This window comes from Paenibacillus sp. CH40 (genome assembly GCF_024213605.1).
GTDB classification, from domain to species: Bacteria; Bacillota; Bacilli; order Paenibacillales; family Paenibacillaceae; genus Paenibacillus; species Paenibacillus polymyxa_B.
Genome location: NZ_JANAVQ010000001.1, coordinates 409,043 through 425,265, shown reverse-complemented (window position 1 = coordinate 425,265; position 16,223 = coordinate 409,043). Strand labels below are relative to the sequence as shown.

Genomic DNA, 16,223 nt, shown 5'->3' with positions numbered 1-16,223 from the left:
TGAAAAGCGTCTTTCTTTTCCTAAATTTGCTCAATGAGTCTTCACTATTTTACAGCAACATAAAACAGTCTCGCCGCGTCATCTTCTGCTTCTACCCATTCAAAATCCGCATATACCTTCACATCACGAAAACCTGCTTTGGACAATTCTGCCTTCATCCAGTCTGGATCATAGGCACGCTGTACATGTATTTCCTCGAAACGCTGATACAGATCGCGTCCTTCATGTTCTGCTTTCGCAAAGATACTAAGATGATGCTCAATTTCACAACGGGGAGTGTCCAACGCACATGTCCAGATATATGAGATAGAGCGATCATCCAGTACGAATGGCTGCTCTTCATCATAACGTAAAAACGTCTGCGGATGATGTACATCGAACAAGAAGGTTCCGCCAGGCTTCAGACCAGCATGAGTTCTACGAAAAGTAGAAATTATATCTTCTTCCTCCAACAAGTAATTCAGACAATCGCAAAAAGAAATTACAGAATCCACAGGCTCGGGTAAAATCCATTCTCTCATATCCTGCTGTATCCAGCGAACGCTTCCCTCACGAAACAATCGCTGTCCCTGGGGAGTGGTTTCCATTTTGCGACGGGCTACTGCCAGCATGTCAGAGGATAAGTCGATTCCAGACACTTCGAAGCCCGAGTTAACTAGGGGAATCGTAATCGAACCCGTTCCACAGCCCAGCTCAGCCACCGTATGCGGCATACCGTACTGATCCCAAGCCTGCCGTGCAAAGCGTAACCAGTCCGGGTACGGCATGTCCTGCATCAGCTCATCATACACATAGGCAAACTTCCGGTAAGAAGCCATTTTTATTCCCCATTCCCGTCCTTCGGTTTCGGCATTTTCTCCACCAGGTAGGTCCAGTTTTCCTTTTGTGTAACCATTCCTTCCTTCATCAGCTTGCCCATCGCACGCTTGAAGGCGGATTTACTAATACCAAACCGTTGCTTGATAATATCCGGCGGCGTTGCGTCGGAGTAAGGCATGCCGCCACCCGGACGCTCCTTCAGAAAAGCAATCAACCGCTCCGCATCCTCATCACGGCCTACTTCCTTGCGTGGCGACATCGCCAGATTGACCCGACCGTCTTCGCGAACAAGTGTGACCCGTACCTTGACCTCTTCGCCCAAGCGAAGCATCCGGTTGCGTTCCGAGGAGTGAATCATCCCAATCGCGCCAAAACCAAGCACACCTCCGTCCACCAGAACGAATGTACCCATTTGAAGCGGCTTGTACACCGTCGCCTGCACCCACGTATTCAGCCACGAATCAGGGGCGTGGAAGCACAACGGAGCAAGCTCCTGTTCCCCTGCCAGCTTAGCCCGCAGTCTGCCTTGCTTGTCATGCTCCATAATGGCATATACGTAGTCGCCCACCTGAGGATGTAAATCTCGGTTTTCTGGCAACTCACGAATCGGCAGCAAAAGCTGACGACCCAATCCCATCTCTAGGAAACAACCCAAACGCGGATGCACATCGGCCACCTCAAGCTTTGCCATTTCGCCCAACGACAAGAACGGCCTTTTCATGGTTGCGGCCAAGCGGTCCTCTGTATCGTGAAAAATAAATACCTCCAACCGTTCACCAACTTCAATTTCACGTGTCAGCTCCGTATAATGCAGCAGCACATCCTGCTCACCAACAGTGAGAAAGTAGCCGAAAGGAGATACCTCACGATCCACCATAATGGTGACATAAGTACCGGCGATCAAACTCATACCTTTTCCACAACCTTAGCATCCGACCAGAGTCGTTCAATGTTATAGTATTCGCGCTCGTCGCGATGGAAGACATGCACTACGACATCCCCCAAATCCATTAGAACCCAACGGGCGGAATCCATTCCTTCGATTCCTTTGATGGTTACACCTTCATCATGAGCGCGTTTGCGAATTTCTGTTGCAATCGCCTGTACCTGTGTATCCGAATTACCGTGGCAGATGACAAAATAATCAGCTACTAGTGATATTCCCCGCAAATCCAGTGCGACAACATTCATTGCCTTTTTATCATTTGCAGCATCAACCGCTGTTTGCATTAATTGCTCATTAGTTAGGGTCATTCATGAACCTCCGTTTTTCTCTGTTTTAGTTGTTGAATCAAGTCATTACGCGACAAGACTGTTAGTGGAAAAATAACCTTTTTCTTTTCCAGCAACAATGAAATCGTGGAGTCGAATCCAGCGATAAGGCCCTGCTCCAAGCTTTTCTTTGCCTGTTTACGGATATGCTCAACCCCCGGAAAATCCCGTCCCGGTTCGATGTAATCAGCGAGACACACGACTTTATCCAGCAGGCTCATACCTACGCGTCCTGACGTATGCCAGCGAATCGCATTCCTTATTTCCGGATCATCCACTCCGTAATCTCTTGCTGCAACGCAGTATCCTACCTCTGAATGCCAGAGCTGCTTGTCATGTTCCAAAAGCTCCTGATCACATTCGGGATGACTGCGAATCACCTCTTCCATCTGCTGAACAGGCCAATATTTTGCTACATCATGCAAAATAGCCGCCAGTTCTGCCTTATCCGGATCTGCTCCATAGCGCTTCGCAAGCTCCACTGAGGTATGCATAACACCTAGTGTGTGCTTCCAGCGCTTTTCAGGCATTTGACCAGATACGGCTTCCATTAATTGCTCACGGCTGTACTTCATACAAACCGCCCCTTGTAATATAGTCATGCACACGATCAGGCACAAGATAACGGATAGTGCGCCCTTCCGCAGCACGCTCTCGAATATCCGTCGACGAAATATCCACCACCGGCATATCCGCCAGCAGTACCTTGTCCTGCAAATAATGCGGCAACTCATCCAACGCAAGCTGGAATCCTGGGCGCCGAACACCAATAAAACAAATTCGCTGCGCCAGCTCCTCAATTCCCTGCCAATGAGGCAAGTAGTTCACCATATCCGCACCAATAATAAAATAAAAATCCACGGCAGAGTGCAACTCCTGAAGCTCCTTGATCGTGTCAATGGTATAGGATACTCCCCCGCGAAGCACTTCAATATCCAGCACTTCAAAAGCAGGATGACCCGCTACCGCTTCACTCGTCATCTCCAGACGCTCCTTACCGCTCGCCCCCGCCTGATGCTTGTGCGGAGGAATATGAGAAGGCATAAACCATACTTGATCCAGCCCATAGGCATCTCTTGCCGCTTCTCCGGCCAGCAGATGTCCAATATGAATCGGGTCAAATGTACCACCCATAATACCGATTTTCATAATTTTCTCCCCGCGTATTATCCTCTAGGCAACTCAATTTCCTTATGATCACGGGATTCTTTGTACAAAATAATAGTGCTCCCGATGATCTGAACAAGCTCAGAACCTGTCTCCGCGGCCAGTTCTTCCGCAATTTCATGCTTGTCGTCCAAACAGTTGTTCAAAATTTGCACTTTCATCAGCTCACGCTTTTCAATCGCATCGTTGATGTGACGCATAAGATGCTCATTCGTACCGTTTTTGCCTACTTGAAAAACCGGGTCCAAATGATGCGCCATTGAACGCAAATATCTTTTTTGTTTACCTGTTAACATGTATATTTAACCCCTTCGTCGCCACATATGCAATGCAGCATTTCCATAATTTTAATGTACAATCTTACTTACGACAGGCTACTCAGCACAGCCGCTCTCATTTGCTCTACAGCAGGGACAACCCCTGTAAAATACTCAAAAGCCACAGCCCCCTGGTACACGAACATGCCCAAACCCCCATGTACAGTGCAGCCGCGCTGTTCACGGCTTTCCTGTAAAAGTCTCGTTTCCAGCGGGTTGTAGATCAAATCACTCACAATGATTCCCTCCGGAATCAAGCTCGTTTCCAGTGGAAGCTCATCCGCTAAAGGAGACATTCCCACCGAGGTTGTGTTAATCAACACATTCACTGTGGCGAGCACGCTCTTGGCATCTTCGTCGGAATAACCCCTCACTGGGATCGCTTTCGTCGTCCACTCTAATGCCAGTTGCTCAGCTTTGTCACGTGTTCGGTTCAAAATAATAACCGATTCCGGTTGCTCCTCCAACAGAGCATGAATCACACCACGAGCAGCCCCTCCGGCTCCAAGAACAGCAATTCTTGCGCCCTTCAACTCGACAGAAGTCTCTTCTTTGAGAGAACGTACGTAGCCAATTCCGTCCGTGTTATAGCCCTTAAGACGTCCATTGTCATTCACTATCGTATTGACAGCGCCAATGAGTCTGGCCCCTTCATCAATCTCATCCAGATATTTCATAACCTCAACTTTATGGGGAATCGTCACATTGACTCCGCGGAAATGCAAAGCGCGAATCCCCTTCATGGCATCTTCCAGCTGATCCGGTTTGACATGAAGAGGTACAAAATCTCCTTCAATCCCCGCTGCCTGTAAAGCTATTTTATGCATAAGAGGCGATTTGGAGTGCTTGATCGGATCACCCAATACGCCCAATAGTACAAGACCTTGTTCGGTCGCTTCAGACTCCCCGCTGTTCATCGTTGCTCTCCCCCATATTGCAAAATATTAGGCCGCACAAATACATGAATGGCGGCAGGAACCAGTACCTGTTCCTTGCCGCCCTATAACATGGTTACAGCAACGTTATATCAACGCAGGCCGCAAAAGCACACGGACTCCCCGAGGAGCATGAACCGCAATCAGAGCTCCGTTCTCGCTATTCACCCTAATCCATCCCAAACCGGAAATGTAGATGTCCGATGGAGATTTGCGTGGAACGCGGAACTCATGTCTTGTCCATTCCGGCATCTCTGCCAATTGATCGCGTGTTGGCGGAGATAACAATTCCCCGGCATGATCAGCGAACAACTGATCAGCTCGCTCCAGCTTCGTGCGATGTATCTTAAGACCACCGTTAATGTAGCAGGTAAATGATTGGTGCTGACCCTCCACAAAATCAAATCGGGCCATACCGCCGAAAAACAATGTTTGTCCGGCATCAAGCTGATATGCAGCAGGCTTCAGCGGCTTGTCCGGCATAATAGCGCTCAAGTCCTGACGGGAGACGATTTCACTGAATCGCCAAGGGTATACAATACCCGGAGTATCAATAATGTGCTTGCCGTCGTCGAGCGGAATATTCACCATATCGAGTGTAGTTCCCGGGTAACGGGACGTTGTGAGTTCCTGCTCCATATCGCTATAATCACGAATCAAGCGGTTAATAAGCGTCGATTTACCCACATTTGTCGCTCCGACTACATATACATCGCGGTTACCACGGAGCTCAGATACCACATCCAACAGACGGTCAAAGCCCTGATTTTTTTTAGCTGAGCACAGTACGATTTCTTCCGTGCGAAGTCCTTGCTCCTTCGCTTGCTTTTGTACCCAGTTACGTACCTTGTTCCAATTCGTTACCTTAGGCAGCAAATCGGTCTTGTTCACAGCCAGTATAACTGGATTGGAGCCTACAAAGCGTTGCAAACCGGAAATCAAGCTACCTTCAAAATCAAAAATATCTACAATGTGGATGACGAGCGCATCCTTGTCGCCAATCTGGCTGAGCAGCTTCAAGAACTCATCTTGATCCACCGTCACTGAAGACGTCTCATTATAGTTTTTGATCCGGAAGCAACGCTGACAGATGACAGGTTCGCGAGTAAGCAATTTTTCAGGAATATATCCCGGAAGCTCCGGGCTAGTGGTCTGCACGGTGATACCGCAACCACTACATTTGACGGCAGTGCCGCCGTCAGGTCTTTCAGTCATTCTTCTTTTCCTCCTCAAGCCATAAGCCTTTCTTACGTAACCTTGTGAGCGCGATTCGCTCCAACCGCCGATTAAATCGGGTCATGACTCCTTCATCATGAATGGATATCGGTAGCACCAACACCGTATGCAATCCCAGTCGGTTGCCTCCCAATACGTCCGTCAACATTTGGTCCCCGACCATAATAGTCTCTTCCGGAGTCAGCCCCATCATACGGATGGCTCTACGAAAAGACGAGTTGGAGGGCTTCCGTGCGGCATGTATAAATTCAATGTCCAAAGGCGTAGCAAACACGGATACACGGTCCATATTGTTGTTAGACACGATGACAAGCTTAAAACCCGCCTGTTTGACCTTCTCAAACCAGGCCACCAGCTCGGGAGTCGCATTCGGCGCTTTTGCACCGACCAGCGTGTTATCTAGATCCGTAATAATGCCGCGATATCCTTGAGCATACAAGCCTTCAAGATCAATATCAAAGACGGTATTCACCCGTAATTTGGGCATCAGCATTTCAAACAACGTCGGTCACCTCAGTTTCATACGACAAACTATACCATATTACTATGGCTTAGTAAAAAGCTATCCGCAACAAACGGACAGCTTTTTCACTAAATATATAGCTAAAGATTAAAATAGACGGCGTTTGAACCTAATCAAAAATAGACTAGTCTTGATCCTTATGATCCGACGCAGCTTTTCGTCCAGCCCATCGTTTTATCCATCCTTCTTTGTGTAACAGAGATGCCTGCTGGCGAACCATATGCCAATCTTCTGCGGTTACGGATGAGGGGCTATAACGCGCTTGTTCAAATCGGCCAAGCAGCTGATGTAAAATTGAAGCGTATTCCGGTACTTCTAGCGACCATCTATCAACTGATTCCCTCAGCGTCTCGTGACTGGCGCGGACAAATCCCCTTCTTCGCATGTACCCTAACCAGTGCTCAGTTTCGACGACCACCTTTTCATCCGGAGTCAGCGGCTTACCTCTGCGTAACCGCAGCAGGTAAAAGTGAATGTCTGCCCGATTACGCCAGACGATATAAGCAGCCCACAGCAGCAGAATTGCAGCAGCAAAACCTATAATTACAGGATGAATCTTTGAACCTTCCTCCGGATTAGTCTGCGGGGTCTGCTCAGGCTGTTCTGGTTCAGGCTGATCTTTAACCTCAGGGGCTTCTGGAGTCTTTGAATCCTCCTGTTCCGTAAGCAGTGGCATATCAAAGCCAGGCGTAGCTTCTACAGGGACCCAACCGTATTCACCTAAATATACTTCCGCCCAGGAATGAGCATCCGCATTTGTCACGGAGTAAGAGGACATATTTTCGTCACTTTCGCCCGTTGTTGCATCATCTGAAAACGTCTGCTGACCAGGTGCATACCCTTTAACCCAGCGGGTTGGAACCCCAACAGAGCGAGCCATCATGACTAATGAGGTGGAATAATAATCGCAATAGCCCTCCCGAATCTCAAACAGAAAGGCATCCACAAAATCTCTGCTTCTTTTCCGTGAGAGGTCCGGATTGTTCGTATATGCATAATTTTGCTGCAAATACTGCTGTAGTAATCCGACTTTTTCATACGGCGTTTTCGCCGTTGACGTTACGTTCTGAGCCAAATCACGAACCCGCTGTGGCAACTCATCTGGAATTTGTAGATAGGCTTCCTGTTTATTTTTTCCGTACAACTCATTAAAAGTTTTTGTGCGTAGCTCTTTCTCAGGGATCACAGGGACATGCGATACCAGAGTATACGTTTTAGGATAAGCAGTTCTTCGGGAGGATGGATTCCAAAGCAGTTCCGCCTGTTCCGGATTCCAACGTAACCCGTCTGCCCGTGAATCTCTGTCCACCGATTGAACACGCTGCACCGAATAAGCGCCAAACAAAACAGGATAGCTCTGGTCGTTTTGCATCGTAATGGTCTGAACGACCTGCTCAGTCGAATGCCGCGTTTCTTGTGTGTTTTCAAGCTCTGCGGTCATCGGCACATCATTTAGCGTTTGATCATCGTTGCCCCCATCACTCCAGCCTGTACCAGAATAGGTTCGTTTCGTTTCCCCCCGCCAATAGCTTCGCTGAGTGGTCGTGATGGTCATGACAGGAGAATAATCAAAATTAAAACCTCCACCCAACCGATTATCCTGGCGACTATAACCCGATGCGGTGTTCATCCGTTGATTCAGTGCCCCAGATCCATTGCTGATCCCAGCGGTGGTTGAGCTATCTCTCTGGGTCCACGCTGTATAGGGATCCGTCAAAGCTGGCTGTACCTCGGGCATATTGACACCAGCCATAATAATGAGCGCAAAAATGACCGCAATATTGGCTGCTATTTTATATGGATAGCGCCGAATATGTTTCCATCCTTGAGGATAATGCTGCCGAAAATACTGCAGATGCTGTGTCACTAGCCAACCCATACCAGCAAAGACGATCCAGGCAACCTCCTCCCACAGCACAGTTGGCGTAAAGGAATCAAGCACTGCCAGCGCGGCGATATTAATACCCACAAAAACAAGAATCCGCTGCTTCGTTGTAACGATGAGCGGCACCATTTCAATAACTAGCCAAGCGATGAGGGAAAACCAAATATAAGGAGACATATTGGATATAAATTGGTCCAGGCGATTGGCTACCCCTCCGAAGGGGATAATGATGGAGTAAGACACCAATGTCCGATACAAAATAAAAAACAGCGCCGCCGCCTTAACAATAAATTCAATCCAAGGACGAAATGGTAGTACAATCTTCACCAGAGCCAGCATCGTAATGGTCATCAGTACAAGTGCTCTTGTCTCTTCCAGCCATAATTCGGAAGCAAAAGAAACCCATTGCATGGCAATAATAATAATCCATAAAAATGTAAAAGCGGGGGCCCAGGAACCCTTTAACGATTGTAACCAGCTCTTCATAGTGTTCCTCCCCCCATTACAGCCGGGAGCTCCCCAAGGCTCTCAACATCGTAGACCTTGATTCCTCTTGCACGAAGCATGCTCATCCATTCTTCAGCTTCTCCCTCAGCAGAACCTTCTCCGATATAGACGTGGCACGGAGTCATCCCCCGGGTATCGGCCCAGCGAAGAAGCTCCATCGCCTGATAATCCTTCAGCGGACTAATCAGTATAAAATAACAGCCTTGCGGAAACTGTCGTACACTGCTTTCTACAGCGGATTTCAAGCTACCTTGTGAAGTTGTGTGTATGTCTACCAAGTGATGCATCATTCGTTGTCGTTCCATTGTCTGCTCACTTGGCTGAAAGACGGTACCTTTCTCTCCAGCTGTGCACAATCCAACCCCCATTCGCTCTCGTCCACCATATTCCAGCAATGAAGCGGTAGAGGATACAGCTAGCTCAAACTGTTCGGCGTTTACATAATGCTTCATGTGTACGTCCAGCACAAGCATCGTTTTAGGAACGGTCTCATGCTCAAATTCCTTGGATTTCCAGCTACCTGTACGCGCCGTCGCATTCCAGTGGATGCGCGAAAACCGATCTCCATATACATAATCACGTACACCGTTAATTTGTGTCGTTTCACGCCGCGTTCGAGTTTGAACGGTCTGCGGTCCAGACATCCTTGAGCGACGGTCATTCATCTGCCAATATGGAATGAATACCGTTCGGGGCAGCACCCGAAATTCACCGCGTGCGTTCAAGCTGCCTTTGTGCTCCAACAGACCGAAGATGTCCTCACTCACACATTCCGTTTCCTCAAAGTGATAGCTTCCTCGCTCTAAAGCAGGAGTCTGAAATGTAAGCTGACCGCCCCCTTTTAGACTGGGAATGACACTGTCCTCAAACGACCAGGATTCACCTGTATGTCGCTTGAGGACCTCACGAACAATGACATAGGGTAACGGAAGAAAACCAGGTATACTGAGGCTCAGCTTTACATGCACCTGATCTCCCGCATGCAGCAGTTCTCCAAACTGCGAGCCTTGCGAAAGCTGCCGGGAGCCTTGCACACGGCGAACTCCGCTCAGACCAACGATCCATAAATAAACGATTAACAGCGTAACCATAGAAAACAGCATGACCGACGTCTTGCCGCCCTGAAACAACAAATAAAGCAGGCACACCACCCATATGACCACCAGAAGCCAGATGCGGCCTGACAGCCGTGGAAGCCTGCGCTTCCTTTTGACCATATTCATTCCCTAAGGACGCTCCATTCGTACGGGTACATGAACCTGCCGAAGGACAGCCTGCAGCACGGACTGGGCACTGGAAATGTCCAGACGCGCCTCGGGACGCAGCAACAAACGATGCGTTAGCACATAAGGTGCCAGCGCCTTCACATCATCAGGCAGCACATAGTCACGGTTGTCCAGAAAAGCGTATGCCTTCGCAGCCATTACAAAAGCAAGCGCCGCCCGAGGGCTAGCTCCCAGCAGCACGGATGGATGTTCTCTTGTCGCACGAACGATATCAAGTAAATAGGACGTCACTGCTTCGTCCATATAAATCCCTCTAATTTCCTGCTGGATGTCAGCAATCTGCTCCATATGAGCTACAGCCTCCAGGCGGTCTGCTGGCTGGCCTGCCTGATGATGAAGCAGCATGTTTCGCTCCGTCTCCATGTCAGGATAACCCAAGCTGATTTTGAGCATAAAACGATCTAACTGTGCTTCCGGCAGCATATAAGTGCCTTCAAAATCAATCGGATTTTGTGTCGCACACAGCATAAAAGGATGAGGCAACATATGAGTGTCCCCATCCACTGTCACACTGCGTTCCTCCATAACCTCCAGCAGAGCCGACTGGGTTTTCGTCGTCGCTCGGTTAATTTCGTCCGCCAGCAAAATATTAGTCATCACAGGACCCGGACGGAAATAAAAACGCTCGTCCCGTGGATGAAATATGGATACCCCTGTAATATCACTCGGGAGAATATCAGGATTACATTGAACACGGCGGTAATCACCGCGCATGGATTTGGCAAGAGCCTTGATCATTTGCGTTTTTCCCGTACCCGGAACGTCCTCGATCAGAATGTGTCCACCCGCCAGCATAGCCGTAAGCAGTAATTTTATTTCAAAGGATTTACCTAATATACATGATTCCAGATTAGAACGGATTGCAGATACAATCTGCACAGATTCTTGACGTACGGGCATAGCTCTGTAAACCTCCTAGATAGCAACATGTTTCCTATTATTGTACATGAAGGTGGGCACAGAGTACACTTAACCCCCTGCCCGTATTATTCAAACTCCATCCTTCTTTCGATCTTTCATGTGCAGAACAATTAAAAACCCTTCGGTCATTAGATCCGAAGGGCACATATATATAATCATTTATTTTTATGTCAAATCTAAAGTACGCTGCTTTTATATGCTTCCTTTTGGACGAACAAACAAGCATGCCAGAAAAGAGAAAATAATCGCAGAGGAAATTCCTGCACTTGTCAGACTAAAGATCCCTGTAATGACACCCAGCCATCCGTCCTTCTCCAATTCGGTTAATGCGCCGTGTACAAGTGAGTTACCAAAACTGGTAATTGGAATGGTCGCACCCGCCCCTGCAAATTTAATAAGCGGATCGTATATCCCAACAGCATCAGCAATTGCACCTGCAACCACCAACGTACTCATCGTATGTGCCGGCGTCATTTTGAACACATCCATCATCAACTGGCCCACGACACAAATGGCACCACCCACTAAAAAAGCCCATAGAAATATCATACTGTTCCTCCCGCTTCAAAAGCTACAGCATGGGCAACACAAGGAATGCTTTCACCCTGCTGTGTAGTCAAAGGAGATAATAACGCTCCGGTCGCCACGACCAGTACCTTTTGCAGCTCTCCTTTTTCGATCCGCTTCAACAAATGCCCGTAGGTTACAACAGCCGAGCAGCCACAACCACTGCCTCCTGCAATGACTTTCTTTTGCTTATTGATGTCGTAAATCAGTAAACCGCAATCATTAAATTCCGTCTGATTCATATCGAACCCATCTTTTTTGAGCAACTCCTTGGCAATTGGTAGCCCCACTGAGGCTAAATCGCCCGTTACAATGAGATCATAGTAACCAGGGTCACGGCCAGTGTCTCGAAAATGAGACAACAGCGTATCCGCAGCCGCGGGAGCCATGGCTCCACCCATATTAAAAGGGTCTTTAATGCCCATGTCCATTACACGTCCAATGGTAGCACAATCCACCACCGTCCCTGACTTGGCATGTCCTACAATTGCGGCGCCGGAACCGGTAACAGTATACTGAGCCGTAGGGGGCTTCTGTGATCCGTATTCATTAGGATAGCGGAATTGTTTTTCTACAGTACAGTTATGACTGGTCGTACCCGCCATCACGTAGTCACCGGCCTCTGAGTCCACAATAAGTGCGGCTAAGGCTAAGCTTTCCATTGATGTTGAACAGGCTCCAAAAACACCCAAATAGGGAATAGCCAGCTTGCTAGCCGAAAAGGAGCTACTGATAATCTGATTCATCAGATCACCACTAATAAAAAACTGCACTTCTTCTTTGTTCAAATTGGCATTAATTAGCGCCAGCTCTGTAGAATGCTCAATCAATCTACGTTCCGCTTTTTCCCACGTTTTCTCGTTAATTTCTATATTGTCATAAATATAATCAAAATCTGTGGACAACGGCCCTTCTCCTTCATCTGGGCCCACAACAGTGGCACTTCCAATGATGCGCGGTCTCGATTCAAACTTCCAGGTTTGTCCGCCCTGTCTTCTCATAAGTGATTGCCTCCCACACCAAGGATGGCATATATAACGCCTACGATAAATGCAGCCACCACCCCGAATACGACAACCGAGCCTGCAAGTTTGAACATATTGGCGCCTACTCCGAGCACTAGTCCCTCAGAACGATATTCCAATGCAGCCGAACACATCGAGTTAGCAAAGCCTGTAATGGGAACAGCGGTTCCTGCTCCTGCCCATTGAGCAACCTTATCGTAAACCCCGATACAGGTTAATATGACCGCCAGCAAGATCATCATCGATGAGGTCGGCGGGGCGGCCTCCTTGGCTGATATGTGCATTCCTGCCATAAAAGCCTCTTGAATCGCCTGTCCAATCACACATATCCCGCCTCCAACCAGAAAAGCGCGCACACAATTGGCAAATACTTTTCTCGAGGGTTCATGCTTTTGTGAAATATTCTGATAGTCCTTCTCATTTATGGACAGCGGCGACGTATTGGTACGAAAACCGCGCTGCCCGGATTTAGCTGGCATCATTCACCACCCCTTATCTGTAAGTTTTCGCGCTTGGCGGTTCGAATTGCTTGGGTCTTTTTCATTATGAGCTTTTTGGAGAAATGTTATGTCAGGAAAATGATATCGTGGACATTCGATACAAATCCATTCATACTGAATACATGACGACCACTGGTTAATTAATAAGGAGTGAGGTATACATCATGGAATCAAAAACATTGGAATTGTTTAAAACCTTAACGGAGTTTCCTTCCATTCCTGGACATGAGCGTGAGTTGCGGGCATGGGTTAAGGAACGGATATCCGGCTATACCGATGAAATCGTGCAAGATCGACTGGGCAGTCTTTTTGGGGTGCTACGCGGTCAAGAGAGTGGACCACGTGTGATGGTGGCAGGCCATCTGGATGAAGTCGGTTTTATCGTGAATGGTATTACGGAAACTGGAATGATTCGTTTTCAGCCGGTTGGAGGCTGGTGGAGCCAAGCCATTATGTCACAACGTCTTCAAGTATTGACTCCAAAAGGCCCAGTTATTGGTGTAGTTGGCTCTGTCTCGCCTCATTTGCTGGATGAATCGCAACGCAGCAAACCTATGGACATCAAGCATATGTATCTGGATATCGGCGTAGACAGCAGACAAGAAGCGCAAGATCTGGGGATCGTACCAGGAACGGCCATTGCGCCGATCTGTGATTTCACTCCACTGGCAAATCCTAAAAAAATCATGGCTAAAGCATGGGATAACCGCTACGGTGTAGGCTTGGCTATTGAACTGCTTGAAGCATTACATAAAGAAAAAGACAAGCTTCCCAATACATTGTATGCAGGGGCCACTGTTCAAGAAGAAGTGGGACTGCGTGGTGCACGCACAGCGGCCAATCTGATTCAGCCGGATATATTCTTTGCACTGGATTGCAGTGCAGCCAACGATATGGGCGGCGACCCGAATGCTTACGGGCACCTCGGTAAAGGCGCACTGCTGCGGGTATTTGATCCGGGTATGATTACACATCGAGGGATTGTGGAATACGTGCAAGACATGGCGGAAACTCACAAAATCAAATATCAATATTTCATCTCCACAGGGGGAACCGATGCAGGTCAAGTGCACTTGAGCGGAATTGGCGTGCCATCCACCGTCATAGGCATCTGTGGACGATACATCCATACTTCCTCGTCTATTATTCACACTGATGATTATGATGCAGCCAAAGAGCTGATCATCAAGCTGGTTCAAAATCTGGATCGTACAACGCTGAATACCATTATTGAACGAGCCTAAGTTGTAACAGAGAATCGCAATCTATAAAAAAACAGTCAAGACACGTACAACGTGCTTTGACTGTTTTTTTAATTTAATAGAAACAAAAGATAGAATATATCAAATCAAATGCTTATAACGAAGCAAAGCAATCACTACAAGTACAGTAGTTAAAGCAATACAGACGTTTTCTATCTTAGCTCCCTTCCGGGTTCCGGTACTCATCAATTTAAATCGCAGCTTCCATTTGAACGGCGGCAAAGGTTTGATTCCATTATTCGTCAAGGAATCTGCCAGTAAATGCAGCAAGTACGCTAGACCTCCAGCCAGCCATATGCTGTCACCGTGCAAACGTGTCGTACCATAAAGCAACGCAGTCCATGCGACTGTCCCGTATACCGTATGGGTCAACCCCCGGTGTGGGACTAACGTACAAATGATCAGCAGACACCCGGCGATATAATTCCACGGTGCATATGATTCTCCATACAAGGCTAGGCCGATACCAATTAGAAAGATAATAACCTTGCGCATGGATCGTGAAGGCATAAAAGAAGCACTGATCATCAGCAAAGCCAAAACAAGATTCCATGGCGGTGGAGCCAAACGGGTGAAAAATACCCAACCAGCAGCCCCAATCATTAGAAGCTGTATAAGCCTAAGCATTTTGGTTGGCAGCGCACGGCTCACGAGCATGGAGTTAGGCTCGTCAATATCCGGCAACAGTGAACCGACCACAGCAGCTGCCACGGCAGCCGGGGTCACTTCGTATCCACCTAAAGCTAATACCGACAGGGAGACCCCGGTTCCAATAATCAAATGGGCTCTTCCCATCATGGTGCAAAACATCCTTTCGTTGCAGCATACAACAGAGTTCAACATCACTCCATTTGAATCAGCATGATTCGATTGTATACGACAAACAAAAGGAGAACAATAGTTCGCTTATTCTATTTAAAAGACTTCATCCAAAAGTCCTAGTTTCGTCCTCATTACTTAATCCTCCCCTTATTCTTTATCTGTACAACCATTTCTAAAAAAACACGCCATATGGCCTATGAGTATGTTGACAAACATCTTCAATATTTTCTTTTTGCCTCAAAGTCCTATTGTACAATTTGAAATATTAGGTAATATAGTGTTTATATTTACTATATGAATCTATTAAATGAATAAGGAGGAAATGTTATGCAAAAAGTATCGACGTTCCGAAAGTTCAAAACCATCGGTCTAACATCGTTGCTAAGTCTTGTATTATTCGCCCTTCCCGCTTCAGCTGCTTGGAATGATACATACACGGGGTACGCCACATATACAGGATCAGGTTACTCTGGAGGGGCATTACTGCTCGATCCCATCCCTTCGGATGCCAAAATTACAGCGCTTAACCGCACACAACTGAATTATAACGGAATCAAAGCTGCATTAGCTGGAGCCTATTTGGAAGTTCAAGGTCCCAAAGGGAAAACAACCGTATATGTAACTGATCTTTACCCTGAAGGTCCAAGTGGCGCACTCGATCTGTCCCCAAACGCGTTCAACCTGATTGGCAATCAAATAGACGGAAAAATTAATATTTCGTGGAAAGTTGTCAAAGCTCCGGTTAACGGCAATGTCTCCTACCGCATTAAAGAAGGCAGCAGCCAATGGTGGGCAGCCATTCAAGTACGCAATCATAAATATCCGGTCTTGAAGATGGAAGTCCAACAAAACGGACAATGGCTCAATCTCGAAAAACAGGATTACAACCACTTTCTAGGTACTAACTTAGGAAAACAACCTCTGAAAATACGGATTACGGACATTCGCGGTGTCGTGCTAAACGATACAATCCCAGCTCTAGCGGAAAATGGTACAGGCGGAGCCTATATCGTTAATGGTAACGTTCAATTTCCTGACTAATTGCAGTACCGTCATCTTTCCTTCTTTTATTTGAATACACAAACCCGGCCGGGAACCGACGCAATCCAATGCGTATAAGTGTTCCTGGCCTTTTTACGAAAAAATCATTATTTTTCACAAAGAATCGGTTTGTTCACT

General features: G+C 47.4%; 18 protein-coding genes. 2 read left to right on the top strand and 16 right to left on the bottom strand.

Annotation, left to right across the window (positions count from 1 at the left end):
- Positions 1 to 44 precede the first annotated feature (44 nt).
- The 15 genes from NLX73_RS01880 to spoVAC all read right to left on the bottom strand — a co-directional run bounded on the left by NLX73_RS01880 (position 45) and on the right by spoVAC (position 12,939).
- Entirely contained in the window at positions 45 to 818 is a 774-nt protein-coding gene (locus NLX73_RS01880) for a class I SAM-dependent DNA methyltransferase (protein ID WP_103049581.1), read from the bottom strand.
- Positions 819 to 820: 2 nt separating this feature from the next.
- The gene (locus NLX73_RS01875; RefSeq protein ID WP_254325229.1) at positions 821 to 1,729 is read right to left on the bottom strand and encodes a CvfB family protein; all 909 of its coding nucleotides are present in this window, start codon (positions 1,727 to 1,729) and stop codon (positions 821 to 823) included.
- Positions 1,726 to 2,073: a ribosome silencing factor gene (gene rsfS, locus NLX73_RS01870; RefSeq protein WP_025723405.1), complete on the bottom strand. Its 348-nt coding sequence runs from the start codon at positions 2,071 to 2,073 to the stop codon at positions 1,726 to 1,728. The genes NLX73_RS01875 and rsfS overlap by 4 nt, the downstream gene beginning before the upstream one ends.
- The gene (yqeK, locus tag NLX73_RS01865; RefSeq protein WP_039272316.1) at positions 2,070 to 2,666 is read right to left on the bottom strand and encodes a bis(5'-nucleosyl)-tetraphosphatase (symmetrical) YqeK; all 597 of its coding nucleotides are present in this window, start codon (positions 2,664 to 2,666) and stop codon (positions 2,070 to 2,072) included. Before yqeK ends, rsfS begins: the two co-directional genes overlap by 4 nt.
- A complete protein-coding gene (gene nadD / locus NLX73_RS01860) occupies positions 2,650 to 3,240 on the bottom strand; it encodes a nicotinate-nucleotide adenylyltransferase (protein ID WP_071641885.1) in 591 nt (196 codons plus the stop codon). Before nadD ends, yqeK begins: the two co-directional genes overlap by 17 nt.
- Before the next feature lie 17 nt (positions 3,241 to 3,257).
- On the bottom strand, positions 3,258 to 3,554 hold the full coding sequence (yhbY, locus tag NLX73_RS01855) for a ribosome assembly RNA-binding protein YhbY (RefSeq protein WP_013311197.1): 297 nt from the start codon (positions 3,552 to 3,554) through the stop codon (positions 3,258 to 3,260).
- Positions 3,555 to 3,622: 68 nt separating this feature from the next.
- Positions 3,623 to 4,492 (bottom strand): shikimate dehydrogenase, encoded by an 870-nt coding sequence (gene aroE / locus NLX73_RS01850; protein ID WP_254325228.1) that lies wholly within the window; start codon positions 4,490 to 4,492, stop codon positions 3,623 to 3,625.
- 105 nt (positions 4,493 to 4,597) lie between these two features.
- Positions 4,598 to 5,725 carry a ribosome biogenesis GTPase YqeH gene (yqeH, locus tag NLX73_RS01845; protein WP_039272319.1) on the bottom strand — a complete coding sequence of 376 codons (1,128 nt, stop codon included), beginning with the start codon at positions 5,723 to 5,725 and terminating at the stop codon, positions 4,598 to 4,600.
- Positions 5,718 to 6,248, bottom strand: a complete 531-nt coding sequence (locus NLX73_RS01840; protein WP_013311200.1) for a YqeG family HAD IIIA-type phosphatase — start codon at positions 6,246 to 6,248, stop codon at positions 5,718 to 5,720. The genes yqeH and NLX73_RS01840 overlap by 8 nt, the downstream gene beginning before the upstream one ends.
- A gap of 145 nt (positions 6,249 to 6,393) precedes the next feature.
- Entirely contained in the window at positions 6,394 to 8,640 is a 2,247-nt protein-coding gene (locus NLX73_RS01835; protein ID WP_254325227.1) for a transglutaminase TgpA family protein, read from the bottom strand.
- A complete protein-coding gene (locus NLX73_RS01830; protein WP_254325226.1) occupies positions 8,637 to 9,884 on the bottom strand; it encodes a DUF58 domain-containing protein in 1,248 nt (415 codons plus the stop codon). Before NLX73_RS01830 ends, NLX73_RS01835 begins: the two co-directional genes overlap by 4 nt.
- Positions 9,885 to 9,887: 3 nt before the next feature.
- Entirely contained in the window at positions 9,888 to 10,847 is a 960-nt protein-coding gene (locus NLX73_RS01825; RefSeq protein WP_254325225.1) for an AAA family ATPase, read from the bottom strand.
- Between the two features lie 213 nt (positions 10,848 to 11,060).
- Positions 11,061 to 11,417, bottom strand: coding sequence for a stage V sporulation protein AE (gene spoVAE / locus NLX73_RS01820; protein ID WP_013311204.1), 357 nt, complete (start codon positions 11,415 to 11,417; stop codon positions 11,061 to 11,063).
- Positions 11,414 to 12,436, bottom strand: a complete 1,023-nt coding sequence (gene spoVAD / locus NLX73_RS01815) for a stage V sporulation protein AD (RefSeq protein ID WP_023989537.1) — start codon at positions 12,434 to 12,436, stop codon at positions 11,414 to 11,416. Before spoVAD ends, spoVAE begins: the two co-directional genes overlap by 4 nt.
- A complete protein-coding gene (spoVAC, locus tag NLX73_RS01810) occupies positions 12,433 to 12,939 on the bottom strand; it encodes a stage V sporulation protein AC (RefSeq protein ID WP_025723396.1) in 507 nt (168 codons plus the stop codon). The genes spoVAD and spoVAC overlap by 4 nt, the downstream gene beginning before the upstream one ends.
- A 185-nt stretch (positions 12,940 to 13,124) precedes the next feature.
- Between spoVAC and NLX73_RS01805 the strand changes: the two genes are divergently transcribed.
- A complete protein-coding gene (locus NLX73_RS01805; RefSeq protein WP_061830384.1) occupies positions 13,125 to 14,204 on the top strand; it encodes a M42 family metallopeptidase in 1,080 nt (359 codons plus the stop codon).
- Positions 14,205 to 14,303: 99 nt separating this feature from the next.
- On the opposite strand, the gene NLX73_RS01800 is transcribed toward NLX73_RS01805, so the two are convergent.
- The gene (locus NLX73_RS01800; RefSeq protein WP_254325224.1) at positions 14,304 to 15,020 is read right to left on the bottom strand and encodes a metal-dependent hydrolase; all 717 of its coding nucleotides are present in this window, start codon (positions 15,018 to 15,020) and stop codon (positions 14,304 to 14,306) included.
- A gap of 351 nt (positions 15,021 to 15,371) precedes the next feature.
- Between NLX73_RS01800 and exlX the strand changes: the two genes are divergently transcribed.
- A complete protein-coding gene (exlX, locus tag NLX73_RS01795) occupies positions 15,372 to 16,085 on the top strand; it encodes an expansin ExlX (RefSeq protein ID WP_254325223.1) in 714 nt (237 codons plus the stop codon).
- The last annotated feature ends 138 nt before the right edge of the window (positions 16,086 to 16,223 follow it).